Below are 16,769 nucleotides of genomic sequence, written 5' to 3' on the forward strand. Positions count from 1 at the left end.
GACGCGGGGGCTTGGAGCGGGGCCAGACTCTCGGTCTTCGAAGGGTCAGCCGACGAACATCAGGAGGATCAGCAGGGCGGCGATCCCCATCGCGGTCACGACGGCGTACGACTGGATCAGGCCGTTCTGGAGCGGTCGGAGCGCGTCCTGGCCCACCAGGCGGGGGACGAAGGCCACGAACTTGACCAGCCCGTCGATGACATACACGTCGAAGTAGCGACTGATGGTGGCGAGGAGCCGCGTCGGTGCCACCACCAGCATCGCGTACACTTCGTCCACATAGAACTTGTTCCACGAGGCGTTGGCCAGCGGCCGGAGGGCGCCGGAGATCTTCTCGGGAAGCTCGGACGGGCGAGCGTACATCAGCATGCTCAGGCCCAGCCCGATCAGCGCGGCGAGCGTCCCCGTGATGGCGGTCGCCCAGTCGAATTCATGCTCGTGGTGTTCGAGCAGCTCGAACGTCGGCGTCGCCTCGACGTGATGCGCGAACCAGTGGGTCATCGGCCCGAAGAGGATGCCGACGAGGACGGCGCAGGCGGCCAGCACCATCAGCGGCACGGTCATGATCGGGGGGGATTCGTGACCGAAGTGGGAGTCGTGCCCATGATGATCGCCGGCCCCGTGCCCGTGGTGGTCTTGCGGGACCGGTTCGTGGGTCGAACTCGCGACCGGGTCGGGCAGGTCAGCAGGGCGATGAGGGATGGCGTCGGGACCGGCCGCCGAGGCGCCGGGGACGCTCCGGTGAGCCCCCATCGCCGACTCGTAGCGCGAGAGCTCGGAGGACTCGGGAGCCGGGGTATCGACCCCATAGGCCGGCCCGCCCGAGGAGACATGGGGATCGTGGGATGCTTCGGCGATGGCATGGGGGCCGCCAGGACTGGGCAGCTTCTCGGGACCCCAGAAGGTCTTGAAGAAGGCCCGGCCGGTGTAGAAGGCCGTCAGCAAGGCGGTGAAGGTCGCGACCCAGTAAATTCCGAGATAAAGCCCCGCGTACCTGACCCCTTCATCGTGCCCCGCGGCGCTCAAGGCGGCCAGGATCTCGTCCTTACTCCAGAAGCCGGCCAGCGGGAAGAGACCGCAGAGGGCCAGGGCCCCGATCGCGAACGTCCAGCAGGTGTAAGGCAGCCGGTGGCGAAGCCCGCCGAACTGCCGCATGTCGATCACGCCGCCCATGGCGTGCATGACCGATCCGGACCCGAGGAAGAGCAAGGCCTTGAAGAAGGCGTGCGTGAACAGGTGGAACACCGCGGCGATCACCGCGAACTGGGCGATGTGCCCCACCGCCGCCCCCAGGCCCATGAACATGAAGCCGAGCTGGCTGACCGTCGAGTAGGCGAGGACTCGCTTCAGGTCCGTCTGCGTCAAGGCGATCAGCGCCGCGAGCAGGGCGGTGGCGCATCCGATCGTCGAGACGGCGGCCTGGAGACCCGGTTCGGCCGCCAGCAGGAGGCTCGATCGGGCCAGCAGATACACGCCCGCCGTCACCATGGTCGCGGCGTGGATGAGCGCGGAGACGGGCGTCGGGCCTTCCATCGCATCCGGCAGCCAGACGTAGAGCGGGAGCTGGGCGCTCTTGGCCGTCGCCGCCCAGAACAGGAGCAGGACCACCCAGAACAGGGCCGACTGCCCGAGGAACAGCGGGGTCGAGGCCAGGATGTTTCGGGTGTCCAGCGTCAGGATGTTCGAGTAGCTCAGGTCGTGGTTCGGCGCGTAGGTCCAGAGGAGGAACAGGGCGATGGCGAACCCGAGGTCGCCGATCCGGTTCACGAGGAACGCCTTCTTGGCGGCCTCCGCGGCCTCCGGCTTCGCGTACCAGAAGCCGATGAGCAGGTAGCTACACACCCCGACGCCTTCCCAGAAGGCATAAGTGAGCAGGAAATTGCTGGAGAGGACCAGGCCCGTCATCGAGAAGACGAACATCCCGAAGACGAAGAAGAAGCGCGGATATCCCGGGTCGCCCGCCATGTAACCGGCCGCGAAGATGGCGACCAGGCAGGCGACGAAGGTGACCATGCCGAGCATCATGGTCGTCAGGCCGTCCACCCGGAACTCGATCGGGACGATCAACGCGGCGTCTCGGAGGTCGTCTCCGGCGGCATCGCCCGATGCGGTCGTCTGATCGATATTCAACCAGGTGTAGACCTGGGTGGTCTCGGAACCGTCGGTCCCGAGGAGGATCGTCAGGCTGAGCAGGAACGAGAGGGCAATACCAGCGATCACCGGCAGGTGGTTCCAGCCCTGCAATCGCCGGCCGCCGACGAAGGCGATGAGCCCGCCCAGGAGGGGCAGCAGCGGGATCAGCCAGACGTTGCGGATCAGCGACTCAACCACGACGTTGCTCCCAGGGCTGGCGGGGGTGCGGCGGTTCCACGCCGGACGGGGTCAGGTTCGGATAGCTTTCGGGGCCGGGCAGCGGGACGTAAGGCTCGGCCTTATCGGTGTCGAGCGACTCGGGCAGGCCCGACTCGCGGAGACCTTGCCAGAGCGAAATATCAAGCGACCGGTTCCGGTTGAACAGGACCAGGATCAGGGCCAGGGCGAGGGCCGCCTCACTGGCGGCGACGGTCAGCATGACGATGGTGAAGACCTGGCCGGTCCAGTTGCCGTGGAACCGACTGAACGAGACGAGCGTCAGGGCCGTGCCCTGGAGCATCATCTCGGCGGAGAGGAACATGACGATCAGGTTCCTCCGCGAGAGGAACCCGAGCATGCCCAGCGACATCAAGGCGGCGCCGAGAATCAGGTAATTCGAGAGCTGATCGAAGGAAAATGCGTAGTCCGTCATGGATTCAAGGGCCTCAGTCGGTTTCTCGCTCCATGGAGATGGAGAATCAGCTCACGCATCAGGCGGTTCCGGCAGGAGCAGACGAGGAGGATCCCGGGGCCGAGCCATTCGAGCGATCGGGCCGGACCGGGATCCGAGGCGTCGCGATGGCGACCGCGCCGATCAGGGCAATGAACAGCAGGAGGCCGATGACCTCGACCGCCAGCAGGTGATCGGTGAACAGCGTCCCGCCCAGCCCGGCGACGTGCGGGGGCCGCTGTCCGAACTCGTGCGGTTCCGGGAGCCGGGCCGTCTCGCGAACGGCCGTGGCCGCGACCAGGGCCACCGGTTCCGTGGCGGGATCACCTTTGACCAGGTCATTGACCGAGACGACGGGGGAGGGCGTCTCCTCCGTCACGCCGGAGCCGGTGGCGACGATTGAAGCGACCAATGCCCCCAGGAGCAAGAGGCTCGTGAAGGACGACGCCAGGGGTCGGCGGGCGCTGCGGTCGTAGATCGCCTGCCCGTGCGATTGCGCCAGCATCAGGACGAACAGGAAGGTGACGATGATCGCCCCCGCGTAGACGATGACCGTCCCCGCGGCCAGGAACTGCGCCCCGGCCAGCAAGAACAGGCCCGAGCTGGCGAGCACGACCGTCGCGAACCAAAGGGCCGAGTAGACCGGGTCTCGGGCGGTGATCATCAGGACCGCGCCGATCAGCGAGAGCAGGCTGAAGGCGTAGAAGAAGAGGGTCGGCAGCAGCGGACCCGGCGGCGTCAGGAGGGGCAGGAACAGCAGCAGCGCGATCCCTGCCAGCAAGGCCCCCACCGAGGTCACCCGGGTGGTCCGAGACCCGCCGTGGCGATGGGGCAAGAGGAGCCACATGCCCACCCAGCCGAGCGCGACGATCGCCAGGATCCAGCCAAAATCGCGAGTGTCGAGCAACGTCACGGGGTCAGCTCCTGGAGGGCATGTCTGCGGAGGATTGGGATCGAGGGCCAGGCCCCCCGGGTTCAAGCGGAGAGGTCGGCAGGGCGAGCGTCGCCGGGGGGTTGCCCGACTGCATCGGCTCGGCATCCTTGGTCATGTCGAAGACCGACAGGAGCTTGGTCTTGTCGTAGATCATCTCTTCCCGGCTCAGGCCGGTCAGGTCGTAGAGGCCGGTCAGCTCGATGGCGTCGACGGGGCAGGCTTCCTCGCACATCCCGCAGTAGATGCAGCGAAGCTCGTCGATCACGAAGCTCTCGGGATACTTCTCGCGGTCGTCCCACTCGGCCGGGGCCGTGGCGCCGACAATGTCGATGCAGTGGGCCGGGCAGGCGGTGGCGCAGAGCATGCAGGCGACGCACTTGACGCGGCCCTGCTCGTCCTTGTTCAGGCGATGCACGCCGCGATAGTTGGCCGAGGGGACGTGCTGCTCCTCAGGATACTGGACCGTGATGGCCTTGCCGCCCAGGGACGCGCCGAGGATGTGACGCCCGGTCACGACCAGCCCGCCCAGGATCTGCGGCAGGTAGGTCTTCTCCAGCAGGGTGAGCTTGGGCGGCTCGAGACGCTTCAGGTTGGGGTCGTCCAGTTTCATGAGAGTCCTCCGGGAGTGAAAGGGGTCGGGAGTGTCCGCTGCGGTTAGCCGATACCCCGGAAGAGTTGCAGCAAGATCATGGTGACAATGAGGTTGAGCAGGGCCAGGGGGATCATCCCCTTCCACGCCAAATTCATCAGTTGGTCGTAGCGGAAGCGCGGCAAGGTCCAGCGAATCCACATGATGAAGACGACCATGAGGAAGACCTTGAAGAACAGGACCCCCACCTTGATGACCGCGGGGATCCAGCCATTCGAGCTGAGGTCGAAGAAGAGCGGGTCCCATCCCCCGAGGAAGAGGATGGACATGAGGAAGCTGACCGTGATGACGTGCAGATACTCGCCGAGGAAGAACATGCCGAACTTCATGGCCGAGTATTCGGTGTGGAATCCACCGACGAGTTCCTGCTCGGCCTCGGCAAGGTCGAACGGGAGGCGATTCGTCTCGGCGAAGGCGCTGATGAGGAAGATCAGGCAGCCGAGCGGCTGGACGAGGATCCCCCAGGCGGGGATGAATCCCCAACCGTTCTCGACCTGCCACGACATGATCTCGCCCAAGTCGAGCGACCGGGCCATCATCACCATCCCGATGACGGAGAGCCCGAGCGGGATCTCGTAGCTGATAATCTGGGCGCTGTTCCGCAAGCCACCGAGGAACGAGTATTTATTGTTCGAGGCCCAGCCGCCGAGGATGACCGCGTAGACCGCCAGGCTGCCGATGGCGAAGACGTAGAGGATCCCGATGTCGACGTTCGGGGCGATCTGGAATTCGATCGCGTGCCCGTTGACCGTGGGGGCATCGGCCCCGACCGGGCCGAACGGCACGACGGCGAAGCCGATCGTCGCGGCGACGATCGCGATGGCCGGGGCGAGAATGTAGATCGGGCGGTTCACATACCCGGGGATCACGTCCTCCTTCAGCAACATCTTCGCGCCATCGGCGAGGGGTTGCAGGAGGCCGAACGGCCCGGCCCGGTTGGGGCCGACGCGGTCCTGGGCCCAGGCCGCGATCTTCCGCTCGAGCATGATCATGTAGGCGACGGCACCCTGGAACAGGCCGACGATCACTACGATCTTCACCAGGATAACGATGATCTGCCAGGTCGCCATTGCCCGATTCTTCCTTCGATTGGCTTCAGGGATTGAAAGTCAATGCACCCCGTCACTACTGACGGGCCATCATCGAGCCAATGTGACCTTACCCCGGGGGGCGTGCCAGGGGTCGACATACACGGCCATGCCCCCGGTCGGAGTCTCTGCGTCATCGAGCGGGAGCCCGAAGGCAGGGAATTCTCCCTCAAGGCGACTCACCGCCTCGAACCCGGGGACCTGCTGGGCCAGCTCCGCCAGGACATCCCCCGAGGAGACCGGGCCGCCGCCCGGGCGTTCCATGAGGATCGCCAGGATGTCGAGATCGGGCAGGCTCCCGTCCCTCGGCGGCAGGGCGGCGCTTGCATATTGCAGCCGACCGCCGGCGTTGACGTAGCAGCCGGCCTTCTCGGCGAAGGTCGCGGAGGAGAGGATCACATCCGCCAGGCCCGCCAGGTCCGTCGGCCAGACGTCCTGGACGACCAGAAACTTCGCGGCGTCACGCAGCGAGGTCATCTCCGGGCCTTCGTAGACGGGGTCGTGGCCCCCTCCGGTGATCACCAGGGCGTCGAAGGGTTGCGAGGCCGCATCGGTGCGGAACCGGTCGAACGGGATCACCGAACCCTGGAAGTGCTTGAGGATGCGCTCGACCCCGTTCCGGTTCGGGCACTTCTCGGCATGGATGGTGAAGGGACGCGAGACGACGAAGGAGGTGTCTCCGGTCCGGCCCGCCCGCTGATCCGGCGAGAAAGTGACATCGTCTCCCTCGACCGGGTACGGCCCGAGCACCAGTTGTGCCGATTCACTGAGCCCCTTCACATAGGAGCAAAGGAGGTAGGCTTCCTCCACCGTCAGGAAGGGAGAGACGACGGCGGCAATCCGACCACCCTCGGTGGCGATCCCTTTCAAACGCGTCCGGGCCACGTCGAGGGCCCGGTCAACAGGTGCTTCCTGAAGCGAGCCGCCCTCTCGCACATACATCGCCGGCAGCAGGTTCGCGTCGTTGGCCGACTTGTAGCTGTAACGGCCCTCGTCGCAGATCCAGTAGTCGTTGACCTTCGGATTGTAGCGGGCCCTGAGCCGCCAGATCTGCCCGCGGTTCTCCTCGGCCGTGACGTTGCAGCCGGTCGAGCAGCGGGTGCAGATCGACTTGTGCTGGTCGTTGAACCAGAAACGCTGCTTGTGGAGGAAATCCTTGTCGAGGAGGGCGCCGACCGGGCAGAGGTCGACCACGTTGCCGGCCAGCGGGTTGTCGAGCGGATGGTCGGGGAAGGTCGTGATCTCGGCGTGGTTGCCGCGCCGCTCGACCTGCAGCTCGTTGGTCCCGGTGATCTCCCGGGTGAACCGGACGCAGCGGGTGCACATGATGCACCGGTCCATGTTCAATTGAATCTGATCCGAGACGTCCTTGCGGGGGTTGACGGTCCGCTCCTCGACGAACCGGTGGACCGACTGGCCGTGCTTGAAGCTGTAATCCTGCAGCCCGCACTGGCCCGCCTGGTCGCAGACGGGGCAGTCGAGCGGGTGGTTGATCAGGAGGTACTCCATGATCATCGACTGGTGCGCCTGGACCTCCGGGCTGTCGGTGACGATCACCGTCCCGTCCTTGGCCGGCGTCTGGCACCCGGGGACCATCTTGGGGATCATCTTGATCTCCCCGGTCTTCGGGTCCTTGGCGCCGACCTGGATCTCGCACATCCGGCAGTTGGCCACGACGGAGAGGGCGGGGTGCCAACAGTAGTACGGGATCTCGATCCCGAACCGCTGCGCCGCCTGGATGGCGTTCAGCCGCTCGCCCTCGGGCAGCGTGTACTCCGTACCGTTGATGATGATCGTGGCCATCGAAGGTCCTGGGCGTCTGGGAACCGTTCAGTGCGTGAGCGGGAACGATCGAACCGGTGTGTGGTCAAGCGGGGCGGGCCGATCAGGGCCCGGGCGTCAGCCGAGGGTTGTGCCCCGGGGCATTCGGCAGGGCCAGCGGCTCATTCGGTTCGGGCATGCTGGTGTCGAACCGGGAGGGGGAGACGCCCTGGAAGATCGCCTCCTGGAGCGGGGTCGGCCGCGCCTCGGGGCTCTGATGCGTGCGGATGTAGTCTTCCAGTTCGGGCCGGAACTTGGCCAGGGCGTTCTTGATCGGCCAGGCGGCGCCGTCGGCCAGGCCGCAGATGGTGGTGCCGGGGGTCAGGCCCATGTTGTTGGCGAGCTGGCCCATCAGTTCGAGGTCTTCGGGGCGGCCGCCGCCGGCCTTGATCCGCTTCATCGTCTTGTAGAACCAGGTCGTCCCCTCGCGGCAGGGGGTGCACTGGCCACAGCTTTCGTGGGCGAAGAAGCGGCAGGTGTTGTACAGGACGTCCATGATCGGGGTCTGGTCGTCGATCACCGTCACCGCGGCGGTCCCGAGGCCGAGGCAGCCGGTCTTCCGGATCTCCTCGAAATCGAGCGGGACGTCCAGTTCCTCGGCGCTCAGCAGGCCCATGCTGATGCCACCGGGGACCGCGGCCTTGGCCTTGCGACTCTTCCAGACGCCACCGCCATGCTCCTCGATCAACTGCCGGGTGGTCACACCGAGCGGCAGTTCGACGCAGACCTGCTTGTTGACGTGGCCGGAGATCGTGTACAGCTTCGGGCCGTAGCTCTTGGGGTTCCCGATCGACTTGAACCAGTCGACCCCGCGCTCGATGATGTGCGGGACGCAGCACAGCGTCTCGATGTTATTGACGACCGTCGGCTTGCGGAAGGCCCCCTCGACGGCCGGGAACGGCGGCTTGATCCGGGGCCAGCCCCGCTTCCCTTCGAGGCTCTCGATCAGGCCCGTTTCCTCGCCGCAGATGTACGCCCCGGCGCCCCGGTGGACGTAAATCTCCAGGTCGAAGCCCGAGCCGAAGATGTTCTTGCCGAGGTAGCCCGCCTTCCGGGCCTCGGCGATCGCCTTCTCCATGATCCGGGTGGCGGTGATGTACTCGAACCGGTTGTAGAGATAGGCGGTGCTCGCCTTCGTGGCGAAGCAGGAGATGATGATCCCCTCGATCATCTGGTGGGGATCGCGTTCGAGCAGGTAGCGGTTGTTGAAGGTCGCCGGCTCGCTCTCGTCGCCGTTGACGCACATGAACGTCTGCTGGCGATCCTTCGGGAGGAAGGTCCACTTCAGGCCGGTCGGGAACCCCGCGCCTCCCCGCCCGCGAAGCTCCGAATCCTTGACGAGCTGCACCACCTCATCCGGGGACATCGTGGTCAGGGCCTTGCGAGCGGCCTTGTAACCGCCCCGAGACTCGTAAACCTTGAGGGCTTGGCTGTCCTCGACGGCGAAATTTCGCGTCAAGACGGGTTCGAATGCTGCCACGGTCGTCACGCTCCCAGATCGATCGTTTATATTGGGCGGCCGGATGAATGTTGAGACGTCAGGACCTGGCGGGTCATTCCTCGGCGGCGGGGGCCCGCGACGGGTCCCGCACATCCCGGATCATCTCGGCAACCTTCGTCTCGTCGAGCGGCCCGTAGATTCGCCCGTCGTCGCAGAGGGCGGCCGGGGCGTGGTCGCAGATGCCGAGGCATTCCGCGAACTCGACCGTCAAGGCCCCGTCCTGGGTCGTCTGCCCGGAGCCTCCCACCCCCGCGGCCTTGCAGGCGACGTCGAGCAACTCGTCGCCGCCGCGGAGCATGCACGAGATGGATCGGCAAATCCAGAGGCGCTTCTCGCCGATCGGCGCCTGCGGGAAGAAGCCGTAGAAGCTCATCGTGTCGTGCACGTCGGCCGGCTTGAGGTCGAGGATCTCGGCGATCTCCTCCATCGCCCGGTACGGGACGCATCGCAGGTGCTCGTGGACGATGTGCAGCGCGGGGAGCGTGACCGCCCGCTTGTCGGGGTACCGAGGGATGTACGCGCGGATCTTTTCCCGGATCGACTCGTTGAGCAACGGGGCGGTGCTGGGACTCTCGGCAGCGGGCATCGGCGTCTTGGTCCTTCTTCGACAAGAGGCGAAGGGCGAGGGCGTTCGGTACGGAACCCCCGGGAAATCCTCAGCGATCCAGTTCCGCGGCGATGATGCTCAGGCTCCCCAGGATCGCCACCACGTCGGCGATCAGGTGATCCTTGATCAGGTGCGGGAAGACGGCAAAGTGGATGAACGAGGGCGGGCGGGTCCGGGTCCGCCAGGCGACCTGCGACCCGTCGGCCACGAGGTAATACCCGAGTTCGCCGTTCGGGCTCTCGACCGCGGCGTAGACCTCGTCGCGAGGGGTGTCGGGCCCACGGTTGGGCATGATCAGCTCGAAGTGCTGGATCAGGCCTTCCATGCTGTTGTACGCGGTCCCCTTGTCGGGCAGGGGGAACTTCTCGGAGATCGGCACGTTGGCCGGCCCGCCCGGCAGGTTCTTCATCGCCTGGCGGATGATCTCCAGGCTCTGGACCATCTCTTCCATGCGGACCTGGAAGCGGGCGTAGCAGTCCCCTTCCGTGGCGTAAGGGACCTGGAATTTGAAGTCCGGGTAGGCGAGATACGGCTCATCCTTGCGCAGGTCGTACGTCACGCCGCTCGCCCGGGCGATCGGCCCGCTGCAGGAGAGGTCGACGGCCATCTCCTTGGTCAAGACGCCGACGCCGCGCATCCGGTCGAGGAAGATCCGGTTGCGGAAGAGGAGCTTCTCCATGTCCTTGAGCACCTTGGGAGTCTGCTGCATGACTCGCTCGATGCGCTGAAGGACCTTGTCGTCGAAGTCGTAGAGCACCCCGCCGACCCGGGTGTAGCCCGGATGGAACCGATAGCCCGACATCTGTTCGTAGACGTCGTAGATCAGCTCGCGCAGGTTGAAGGCGAAGAGGAAGGCCGTGAACGCCCCCAGGTCGAGCGCCGCCGCCCCGGTGCAGAGCAGGTGGTCGCTGATCCGGGACAGCTCGCCGATGATCACGCGGATGTACTTGCACCGCGGCGTCAGCTCGATGTCCAGCAGCTTCTCGACCGCGTGATGCCAGGCCACCTCGTTCATCGGCGGGCTGATGTAATTCTTGCGGTCGGCGACCGTCACGTACTGGTTGAACGTCAGGTGCTCGCCCAGCTTCTCGAAGCCGGAGTGCAGGTAACCGATGTGGGGCGTCGCCTTGACGATCCGCTCGCCATCGAGCTCCAGGACCAGGCGCAGGGTCGTGTGGGTGGCCGGGTGTTGCGGGCCGAAGTTGAGCGTCCAGTGATATTCGTGCTCGCCCGTCCCGAAGGTGGCGTCGAGGTCGTCTTCGAGCAGATTGACCGGCATTGCTGGACCTCGCGGGTAAGAAAAGGGTGCTGGACGGTGCCGGGATCGAAGTCAGATCACCCGGTTCTGGAATCATTTGCAGGGCAGGAGCAGCGGCGGGGCCAACCCGCGCCGAACATTCGCGGTGCCGGACCAGGGTCAGGACTGCTCTCGGGTAATTTTCGGGAAGTTGTGGCGCTCGCCCCGCCCCCGGAGCGGGTAGTCCTTCCGCAACGGGTACGAGGTGAACTCATCGGGCATCAGGATGCGTCGCAGGTCGGGGTGCCCCTCGAACCGGATCCCGTACATGTCGAACACCTCTCGCTCCATCCAGTCGGCCCCCCCCCACAGGGGCATGGCCGAGGGGAGCGACGGGTCCGGGTCGTCCACGCCCACCTTGATGATGATCCGCTCGGAGGTCTCCTGCTTGAGCAGGACGTAATGCACCTCGAACCGGGCCCCCTCCGACCGCTCCGGGTAGCCGAGGTAATCGACCCCGCCCAGCTCCGAGAGGAACGCGTAGCCGGCCTCTTGCTTCAGGAACGTGAGCACCTCGATCAGGCCCGACCGCTCGACGAGCACCCGGAGATTCCCCCGAAACGTCGACGACCGGATCACGGACGCGACGAATCGTTCGGTCAACTGCTCGACAATCGGATGCGAGGTCATCGAGGTCTCCGCGCTCATCAACGGCTCCGGACGTTCGGGCACTCGTGCTCAGGGGGTCGATCGGCCAGGGGAACGGTCAGCGAGTCTCATCGATGCCGAGCGACGCGTCGCCGCCGGGAGACTTGTAGCCGAACCGCCCCTCGTCGCCGCGTTCGGGGGCGAGGGCCAGGCCCGCGGGCAAGTTCCGCTTCTCGGCGAGCATCTTCTCGCGTTCGGCCAGCTCGGGCAGGCCGGTGCCGAAGACGGTGCCGCCGGCCTGGATCTTCGCCTGCATGTCCATCAAGGCCCGCAGGATCTGCTCGGGACGCGGGGGGCAGCCGGGGATGTACACGTCGATCGGGATGAACCGGTCGACCCCCTGCACGACGGCGTAGGTGTCGAAGATCCCCCCGGTGCTGGCGCAGGCCCCCATGCTGATCGACCACTTCGGCTCGGGCATCTGGAGCCAGATCCGCTGCAGGACCGGCAGCATCTTCATGGCCACGCGGCCGGCGACGATCAGGAGGTCGCACTGCCGGGGGCTGAAGCGCATCACCTCGGCGCCGAACCGCGAGATGTCGAAGCGGCTGGCCCCCACGGCCATCAGCTCGATCCCGCAGCAGGCGGTGGCGAACGGCATCGGCCAGAGGCTGTACTTCCGGGCCGCGCTGACGACGGAGTCGACCGTCGTCATGATGACGTTCTCGGGAACCTCGATTCCGCCCTTCGTTGCGGGCATGGCCGCGGCAGGACGATTGGTCAGAACCGGGCGGGACGAGGCCGGGACGGAGCCGCCGGTGTTCTGGTTCATCGCCATTCGTAGACCCCCTTCTTCCAGGTGTAGGCGAATCCGGCGACCAGGATTCCGAGGAACGCCAGGACGCCGAAGAAGGCCATCGTCCTCAACTCCAGCGGCACGCCGAACGACGCCCCGAGGGCGGTCGAGGTCTCGTCGCGGTGCCACTGGCCGACGGCCCAGGGGTAGAGTAGCAGCAGTTCCACGTCGAAGATGAGGAACTCGATCGCCACAAGGTAGTACCGGATGTCGAACCGCTGCCGGGCATCGCCGATCGGGTCCATCCCCGACTCATACGGCATCTGCTTGACCCGGTTCGACTGCGTCTTGCGGCGACCGGGGCTCAGCAGGAAGCTCATGGTGAGCATGCCCACGGCCACGGAAATCCCCACGAGGATCAACAAAAAGATCGGCGTGAATTCCAGGCCCACACGTCCGCTCCCATTGCACCGGGCCGATCGCCCAGTCGAGGTGACTGGCGCCCGATTGTGAACAGTTTCACAAGAGGGTCGAAAAAAATAGCTCGGTCACGCCGTTGCCCGGGCGACAGCCCAGGCAATCGGGACCGAACCAAAAGGCCGAACCGAGCTTCGGGAAACGATCGGGCGGGGCCCGCGACGCTTCACGACGCTCGGCATGATTGTAAGGTTCGAGGACGGCCCGTCAAGACGCCAGCGGCCGCTCAGTTCGAGTCCGGGCGGACGATGCCGACCGAAACGGCCCGCTGATTGATCGCGCGGGACCACTGGGCGAGGTCTTCGTATGAGCGGACGGTCCGGGGCAAGCCCCCCGCTCCGGCGCGGTCGGCCGACTGATTGGGAAGGCCGGGAGCGGACCCGCCTCGACCGGCACCGGGTGCCCGGGGATCGCGACGGTTCGTCGGAGACATGCCCAGGCTGATCCGACGGCTCAGATCCTGATACTGCTGCCGGAGTTCTGCCTTGCGTTCCGGGTCGGTCTCCCGCATCGCCTGGAAATAGAGCTCCTGCCGGGCCTGCTGCATCCGGGCGAATTGCTCGTCGGCCTCGGCATTCGGCCGGTAGACGCGGCCGAATTCCTCGTCGTAGCGTCGATACACGTCGTTCGAGGGGGAGAGCAGGTCGAGGTCGGACGTGCCGAACCGCGTCGAGGGGGACGGCAGGTAAGAAGGGCTCGTATACGAGAGATCCCAGGGCACCCCGATCCCGGGGACGCTCCCCATGCCCGGGGGCGTGACCACCCGGCTCCGCCCGGGGCCGAACTGGGTGGCCATCGGGATCGTCGAGGAACGATAGGCGGCGCGGAACGGGTCGAACGGGTCGCCGTTGAATTGTGCCTTGCCGGCGGGCGCCAGCACGAAGACGGCGACCAGGAAGAGGCCTCCGGCGGTGATCCGTCCCGAGGATGCTCGAAGGGCGCCTCGCATGGCGTTGATCCTTGAGTGACGGCCGGCGAAGGGGGGACTCTGGGTCATCGTCGATCCTCCGCGAGGCCGCGATTGACGATCCGATTTCGCGCACTCCTCAGAAATGGTAGCAGCGCGGGCGAAGGCGGGTCAGCATTTTCCCGGAAGTCCCGCCGGGCAATTCGGTCATCCGAGCACGACCAGATTATCCCGATGAACCACTTCCTCGTAATCGGCGCGGCCCCGGAGTTCCTGGATCTGGTCGGTGCGCAGCCCCCGGATGGCCCGCGTTTCTTCGAGCGAATAGTTGCACAGCCCTCGGGCGAATTCGTGCCCCTGGAGGTCCCGAATCCCGACCACGTCCCCTTTACGGAACTGGCCTTCGAGCTCGACGATCCCGATGGCCAGCAGGCTCCCCCGGCCCGACTCCAGCGCGAGCCGGGCGCCGTCGTCGACGACCAGGAAGCCCCGGGGACGAGCCGTCAGGCCGATCCAGCGGCGTCGGGCCTGCTGCGTCGCCCCCGAGGCCGGGATCAGGGTGCCGACGGGCCGGCCGTTCAGGACCTCTCGGATCGGGTCGGGTCGCAAGCCGGAGGTGATGATCACCGACCCGCCGGCCGTCGCCACCAGCCGGGCCGACTCCAGCTTGCTCTTCATGCCCCCCGAGCCGAGCATGCTCCGCCCGGGCCCGACGTGCTGCTCGATCGCCTCGTTCAGATCGTGAATGACCCGGATCGGCTCGTTGCCGAGCGGAGAATCCCGGGCCTCGGCCTGGGTCGGGTCGCAGCGGAGCAGGCCGTCGACCACGCTGAGGATCACGAGCAACGGCGCCGAGAGCAAGTTCGTCACGAGGGCGGCCAGGTAGTCGTTATCACCGAACCGGATCTCGTCGACGCTGACCGTGTCATTCTCGTTGATGATGGGGATCGAGCCGTATTCGAACAACGTCAGCAGGGTATTGCGGACATTGAGGTAGCGGACCCGGTCGTCGAAGTCCGATCGGGTCAGCAGCAGCTGGGCGGCGCTGAAGCCGTGCTTGCGGAAGGCCTCGTCGTAGGCCCGGATCAGGTGGGCCTGGCCCGAGGCGGCGGCCGCCTGCAAGTGCCGCAGGTCGGTCGGCCGTCGGGCGAGGCCGAGCCGGCCGATCCCGGCGCCGACGGCCCCCGAACTGACGAGAGCGACCCGCTTTCCGGCCAGCACGACCTCGGCGATCTGGTCCGAGAGATCGGCGATTTTGGCTTCGTCCAGGGTGCCGTTCGGCGCAGCGAGAACACTGGTCCCAACCTTGATGACCCAGATTGGCGACGAGTGTGCAAGGTCTTCCCGGACCAGGTCCCGCTCCATCCTCATCTCTCCGTCTGGAGCATGCCGAAGCAAAGAGACGATCCGGCACGATCTGCCGAGACTGGGCGTCTCCCGCAATTGAGTCTCTCCAGGTGCCCGATTATAATGATGTTCGCTTCAAGGCCCAGGGCACTCGAAGTCGATGCAAACGGTCCTTCCCCCCCCGGGAGAGAACCCTTTGCTCGCCGGATCTCTCGAACGGCCAATCCGGGCTCCCTCCCCCCCGTAAGACCGGCAGGACCTTCGCGACCATGGGTGAACTCCATCACGAATGCGGCGTGGCCGCCATCGCTCACCTGGACCACGAACACGGCCCGCCCGTCGCGCAGACCCCCCGATCGCCCGAGCACGCCGCCCGCCTGATCCCCCGGATGCTGCTCGACATGCAGAACCGCGGGCAGCTCGCGGCCGGGATGACCAGCTATCATCCCCAGCGCGACGCGATCCTGGAGACGTACAAGCAGCTCGGCACGGTGGCCGAGGCCTTCCGGCTGAACCATCGGGCCAAGTTCGAGGCGATCATGCGCGGCATGGACGGCCCGGCGGCCATCGGCCACGTCCGCTACGCCACCTGCGGCGGCGACCAGCGGAGCCTGGCCCAGCCGTTCGAGCGGGCCCACGGCCGCAAGTCGAAGTGGTTCGCCGTGGCCTTCAACGGCCAGCTCACCAACTTCCAGGAGCTGAAGGAGGAGCTGCTCGCCCAGGGAGACTATCACCTGAAGCGGGACACGGACACCGAGATCCTGATGCACTCGATCAGCTACGAGTTGCAGAACGAAGGCCCCGAGATCGACTGGGTGGGGGTCTTCACCCGGCTCTCCCAGCGCTTCGACGGCGCCTACAACATCGTCCTGCTCTCGGCGACCGGCCAGCTCGTCGTGGCCAGAGACCCGCTCGGCCTCCGTCCCCTCTGCGTCGCCCGGGAAGGCTCCCTCTTCGCGGCGGCCAGCGAGAGCGTCCCGCTGTCGAATCTCGGCTTCACCCGGATCGAGTCGCTGCCTCCCGGCCACCTCGCCGTGGTCGACCGCCACTCCGTCCGGGTCACGAAGTTCGCGGCGACCCCCAGGCGCGCCCACTGCTTCTTCGAGTGGATCTACTTCGCCAACGTCGCCAGCACCCTCGACGACTGCTCGGTCTACCTGAGCCGGGCCCGCCTCGGCCGCGAGCTGGCCCGGATGGAGGACGTGCCCCGCGACGCCGAGACGATCGTCGTCCCCGTGCCCGACACGGCAAAGGGGGCGGCCGATGCGATGGGATTCGAGCTGAATATCCCCTCCGTCGAAGGCCTGATGCGCAATCGGTACCTCGGCCGGACTTTCATCGAAGGGACCGCCGACCGCGAGGCCAAGGTCCGGCTCAAGTACACCCCCCTGCCCGAGGTCCTCTCGGGAAAGCGGGTCCTGCTGGTCGAGGACAGCATCGTGCGGTCGACCACCATGAGGGCCCTGGTGCACGAGATCCGCCGCCGGGGCGGGGCCCGCGAGATCCATCTCCGGGTCGCCTGCCCGCCGATCATCGCCCCGTGCTTCTACGGCATCGACATGTCGACCCGGGACGAGCTGATCGCCCCGCACTACGCCGACCTGCCCGACGGCGGCCTCTCCGAGGAGGCCCAGAATCGCCTCGCCCAGGAGCTGGGCGCCGACAGCCTGCGCTATCTCCCGGTCGAGGCCATCGCCCGGTCGATCGGCCTGTCCCCCAATCACCTCTGCCTCGCCTGCGTGACCGGCCGATATCCCACGCCCGCCGGGCAGCGGCTCTACGACCTCGAACTCGAAGGCGCCGCCTGCCACCAGAACGGTGCCGGAGGGATTCGGGCCTACGAGTCACCCCGTCGCGTCGAAGGGTCCGTCTCCGGCGAGTCGTGACCCAAGGAGCGTCGAAACGAGGAGACTCTCCTTCGGCGATCGCCCCACACCGGCCGCCAACGAAAAAC

15 protein-coding genes are annotated in these 16,769 nt (G+C 66.4%); 1 reads left to right on the forward strand and 14 read right to left on the reverse strand.

Annotated elements, in window-relative coordinates; genetic code table 11:
* Nucleotides 1-45: 45 nt before the first annotated feature.
* The 14 genes from nuoL to proB all read right to left on the reverse strand — a co-directional run bounded on the left by nuoL (nucleotide 46) and on the right by proB (nucleotide 14,833).
* A complete protein-coding gene (gene nuoL, locus AB1L88_RS04810) occupies nucleotides 46-2,331 on the reverse strand; it encodes an NADH-quinone oxidoreductase subunit L (protein ID WP_367095492.1) in 2,286 nt (761 codons plus the stop codon).
* On the reverse strand, nucleotides 2,324-2,785 hold the full coding sequence (nuoK, locus tag AB1L88_RS04815; protein ID WP_367095493.1) for an NADH-quinone oxidoreductase subunit NuoK: 462 nt from the start codon (nucleotides 2,783-2,785) through the stop codon (nucleotides 2,324-2,326). Before nuoK ends, nuoL begins: the two co-directional genes overlap by 8 nt.
* A 58-nt stretch (nucleotides 2,786-2,843) precedes the next feature.
* The gene (locus AB1L88_RS04820) at nucleotides 2,844-3,716 is read right to left on the reverse strand and encodes an NADH-quinone oxidoreductase subunit J (RefSeq protein ID WP_367095494.1); all 873 of its coding nucleotides are present in this window, start codon (nucleotides 3,714-3,716) and stop codon (nucleotides 2,844-2,846) included.
* A gap of 4 nt (nucleotides 3,717-3,720) precedes the next feature.
* The gene (locus AB1L88_RS04825) at nucleotides 3,721-4,347 is read right to left on the reverse strand and encodes an NADH-quinone oxidoreductase subunit I (protein ID WP_367095495.1); all 627 of its coding nucleotides are present in this window, start codon (nucleotides 4,345-4,347) and stop codon (nucleotides 3,721-3,723) included.
* Between the two features lie 44 nt (nucleotides 4,348-4,391).
* Nucleotides 4,392-5,456 carry an NADH-quinone oxidoreductase subunit NuoH gene (gene nuoH / locus AB1L88_RS04830; protein ID WP_367095496.1) on the reverse strand — a complete coding sequence of 355 codons (1,065 nt, stop codon included), beginning with the start codon at nucleotides 5,454-5,456 and terminating at the stop codon, nucleotides 4,392-4,394.
* A gap of 69 nt (nucleotides 5,457-5,525) precedes the next feature.
* On the reverse strand, nucleotides 5,526-7,277 hold the full coding sequence (locus tag AB1L88_RS04835) for a molybdopterin-dependent oxidoreductase (RefSeq protein ID WP_367095497.1): 1,752 nt from the start codon (nucleotides 7,275-7,277) through the stop codon (nucleotides 5,526-5,528).
* An 82-nt stretch (nucleotides 7,278-7,359) separates the two neighbouring features.
* Nucleotides 7,360-8,775: an NADH-quinone oxidoreductase subunit NuoF gene (nuoF, locus tag AB1L88_RS04840; RefSeq protein WP_367095498.1), complete on the reverse strand. Its 1,416-nt coding sequence runs from the start codon at nucleotides 8,773-8,775 to the stop codon at nucleotides 7,360-7,362.
* Between the two features lie 73 nt (nucleotides 8,776-8,848).
* Nucleotides 8,849-9,382 (reverse strand): NAD(P)H-dependent oxidoreductase subunit E, encoded by a 534-nt coding sequence (locus tag AB1L88_RS04845; RefSeq protein WP_367095499.1) that lies wholly within the window; start codon nucleotides 9,380-9,382, stop codon nucleotides 8,849-8,851.
* A gap of 70 nt (nucleotides 9,383-9,452) precedes the next feature.
* Entirely contained in the window at nucleotides 9,453-10,682 is a 1,230-nt protein-coding gene (gene nuoD, locus AB1L88_RS04850; RefSeq protein ID WP_367095500.1) for an NADH dehydrogenase (quinone) subunit D, read from the reverse strand.
* A gap of 138 nt (nucleotides 10,683-10,820) precedes the next feature.
* Nucleotides 10,821-11,348, reverse strand: coding sequence for an NADH-quinone oxidoreductase subunit C (locus AB1L88_RS04855; RefSeq protein ID WP_367095501.1), 528 nt, complete (start codon nucleotides 11,346-11,348; stop codon nucleotides 10,821-10,823).
* Nucleotides 11,349-11,406: 58 nt separating this feature from the next.
* Nucleotides 11,407-12,048, reverse strand: a complete 642-nt coding sequence (gene nuoB, locus AB1L88_RS04860) for an NADH-quinone oxidoreductase subunit NuoB (protein ID WP_367095627.1) — start codon at nucleotides 12,046-12,048, stop codon at nucleotides 11,407-11,409.
* Between the two features lie 68 nt (nucleotides 12,049-12,116).
* Nucleotides 12,117-12,536 carry an NADH-quinone oxidoreductase subunit A gene (gene ndhC, locus AB1L88_RS04865; RefSeq protein ID WP_367095502.1) on the reverse strand — a complete coding sequence of 140 codons (420 nt, stop codon included), beginning with the start codon at nucleotides 12,534-12,536 and terminating at the stop codon, nucleotides 12,117-12,119.
* Between the two features lie 251 nt (nucleotides 12,537-12,787).
* A complete protein-coding gene (locus AB1L88_RS04870) occupies nucleotides 12,788-13,510 on the reverse strand; it encodes a hypothetical protein (RefSeq protein WP_367095503.1) in 723 nt (240 codons plus the stop codon).
* 165 nt (nucleotides 13,511-13,675) lie between these two features.
* Nucleotides 13,676-14,833 carry a glutamate 5-kinase gene (gene proB, locus AB1L88_RS04875; RefSeq protein WP_367095504.1) on the reverse strand — a complete coding sequence of 386 codons (1,158 nt, stop codon included), beginning with the start codon at nucleotides 14,831-14,833 and terminating at the stop codon, nucleotides 13,676-13,678.
* Nucleotides 14,834-15,084: 251 nt separating this feature from the next.
* On the opposite strand from proB, the gene AB1L88_RS04880 reads away from it, so the two are divergent.
* Complete coding sequence (locus tag AB1L88_RS04880; protein ID WP_367095505.1) at nucleotides 15,085-16,701, forward strand: amidophosphoribosyltransferase; 1,617 nt, start codon at nucleotides 15,085-15,087, stop codon at nucleotides 16,699-16,701.
* Nucleotides 16,702-16,769: the final 68 nt, after the last annotated feature.

This window comes from Tautonia sp. JC769 (genome assembly GCF_040717455.1).
Classification (GTDB): Bacteria; Planctomycetota; Planctomycetia; order Isosphaerales; family Isosphaeraceae; genus Tautonia.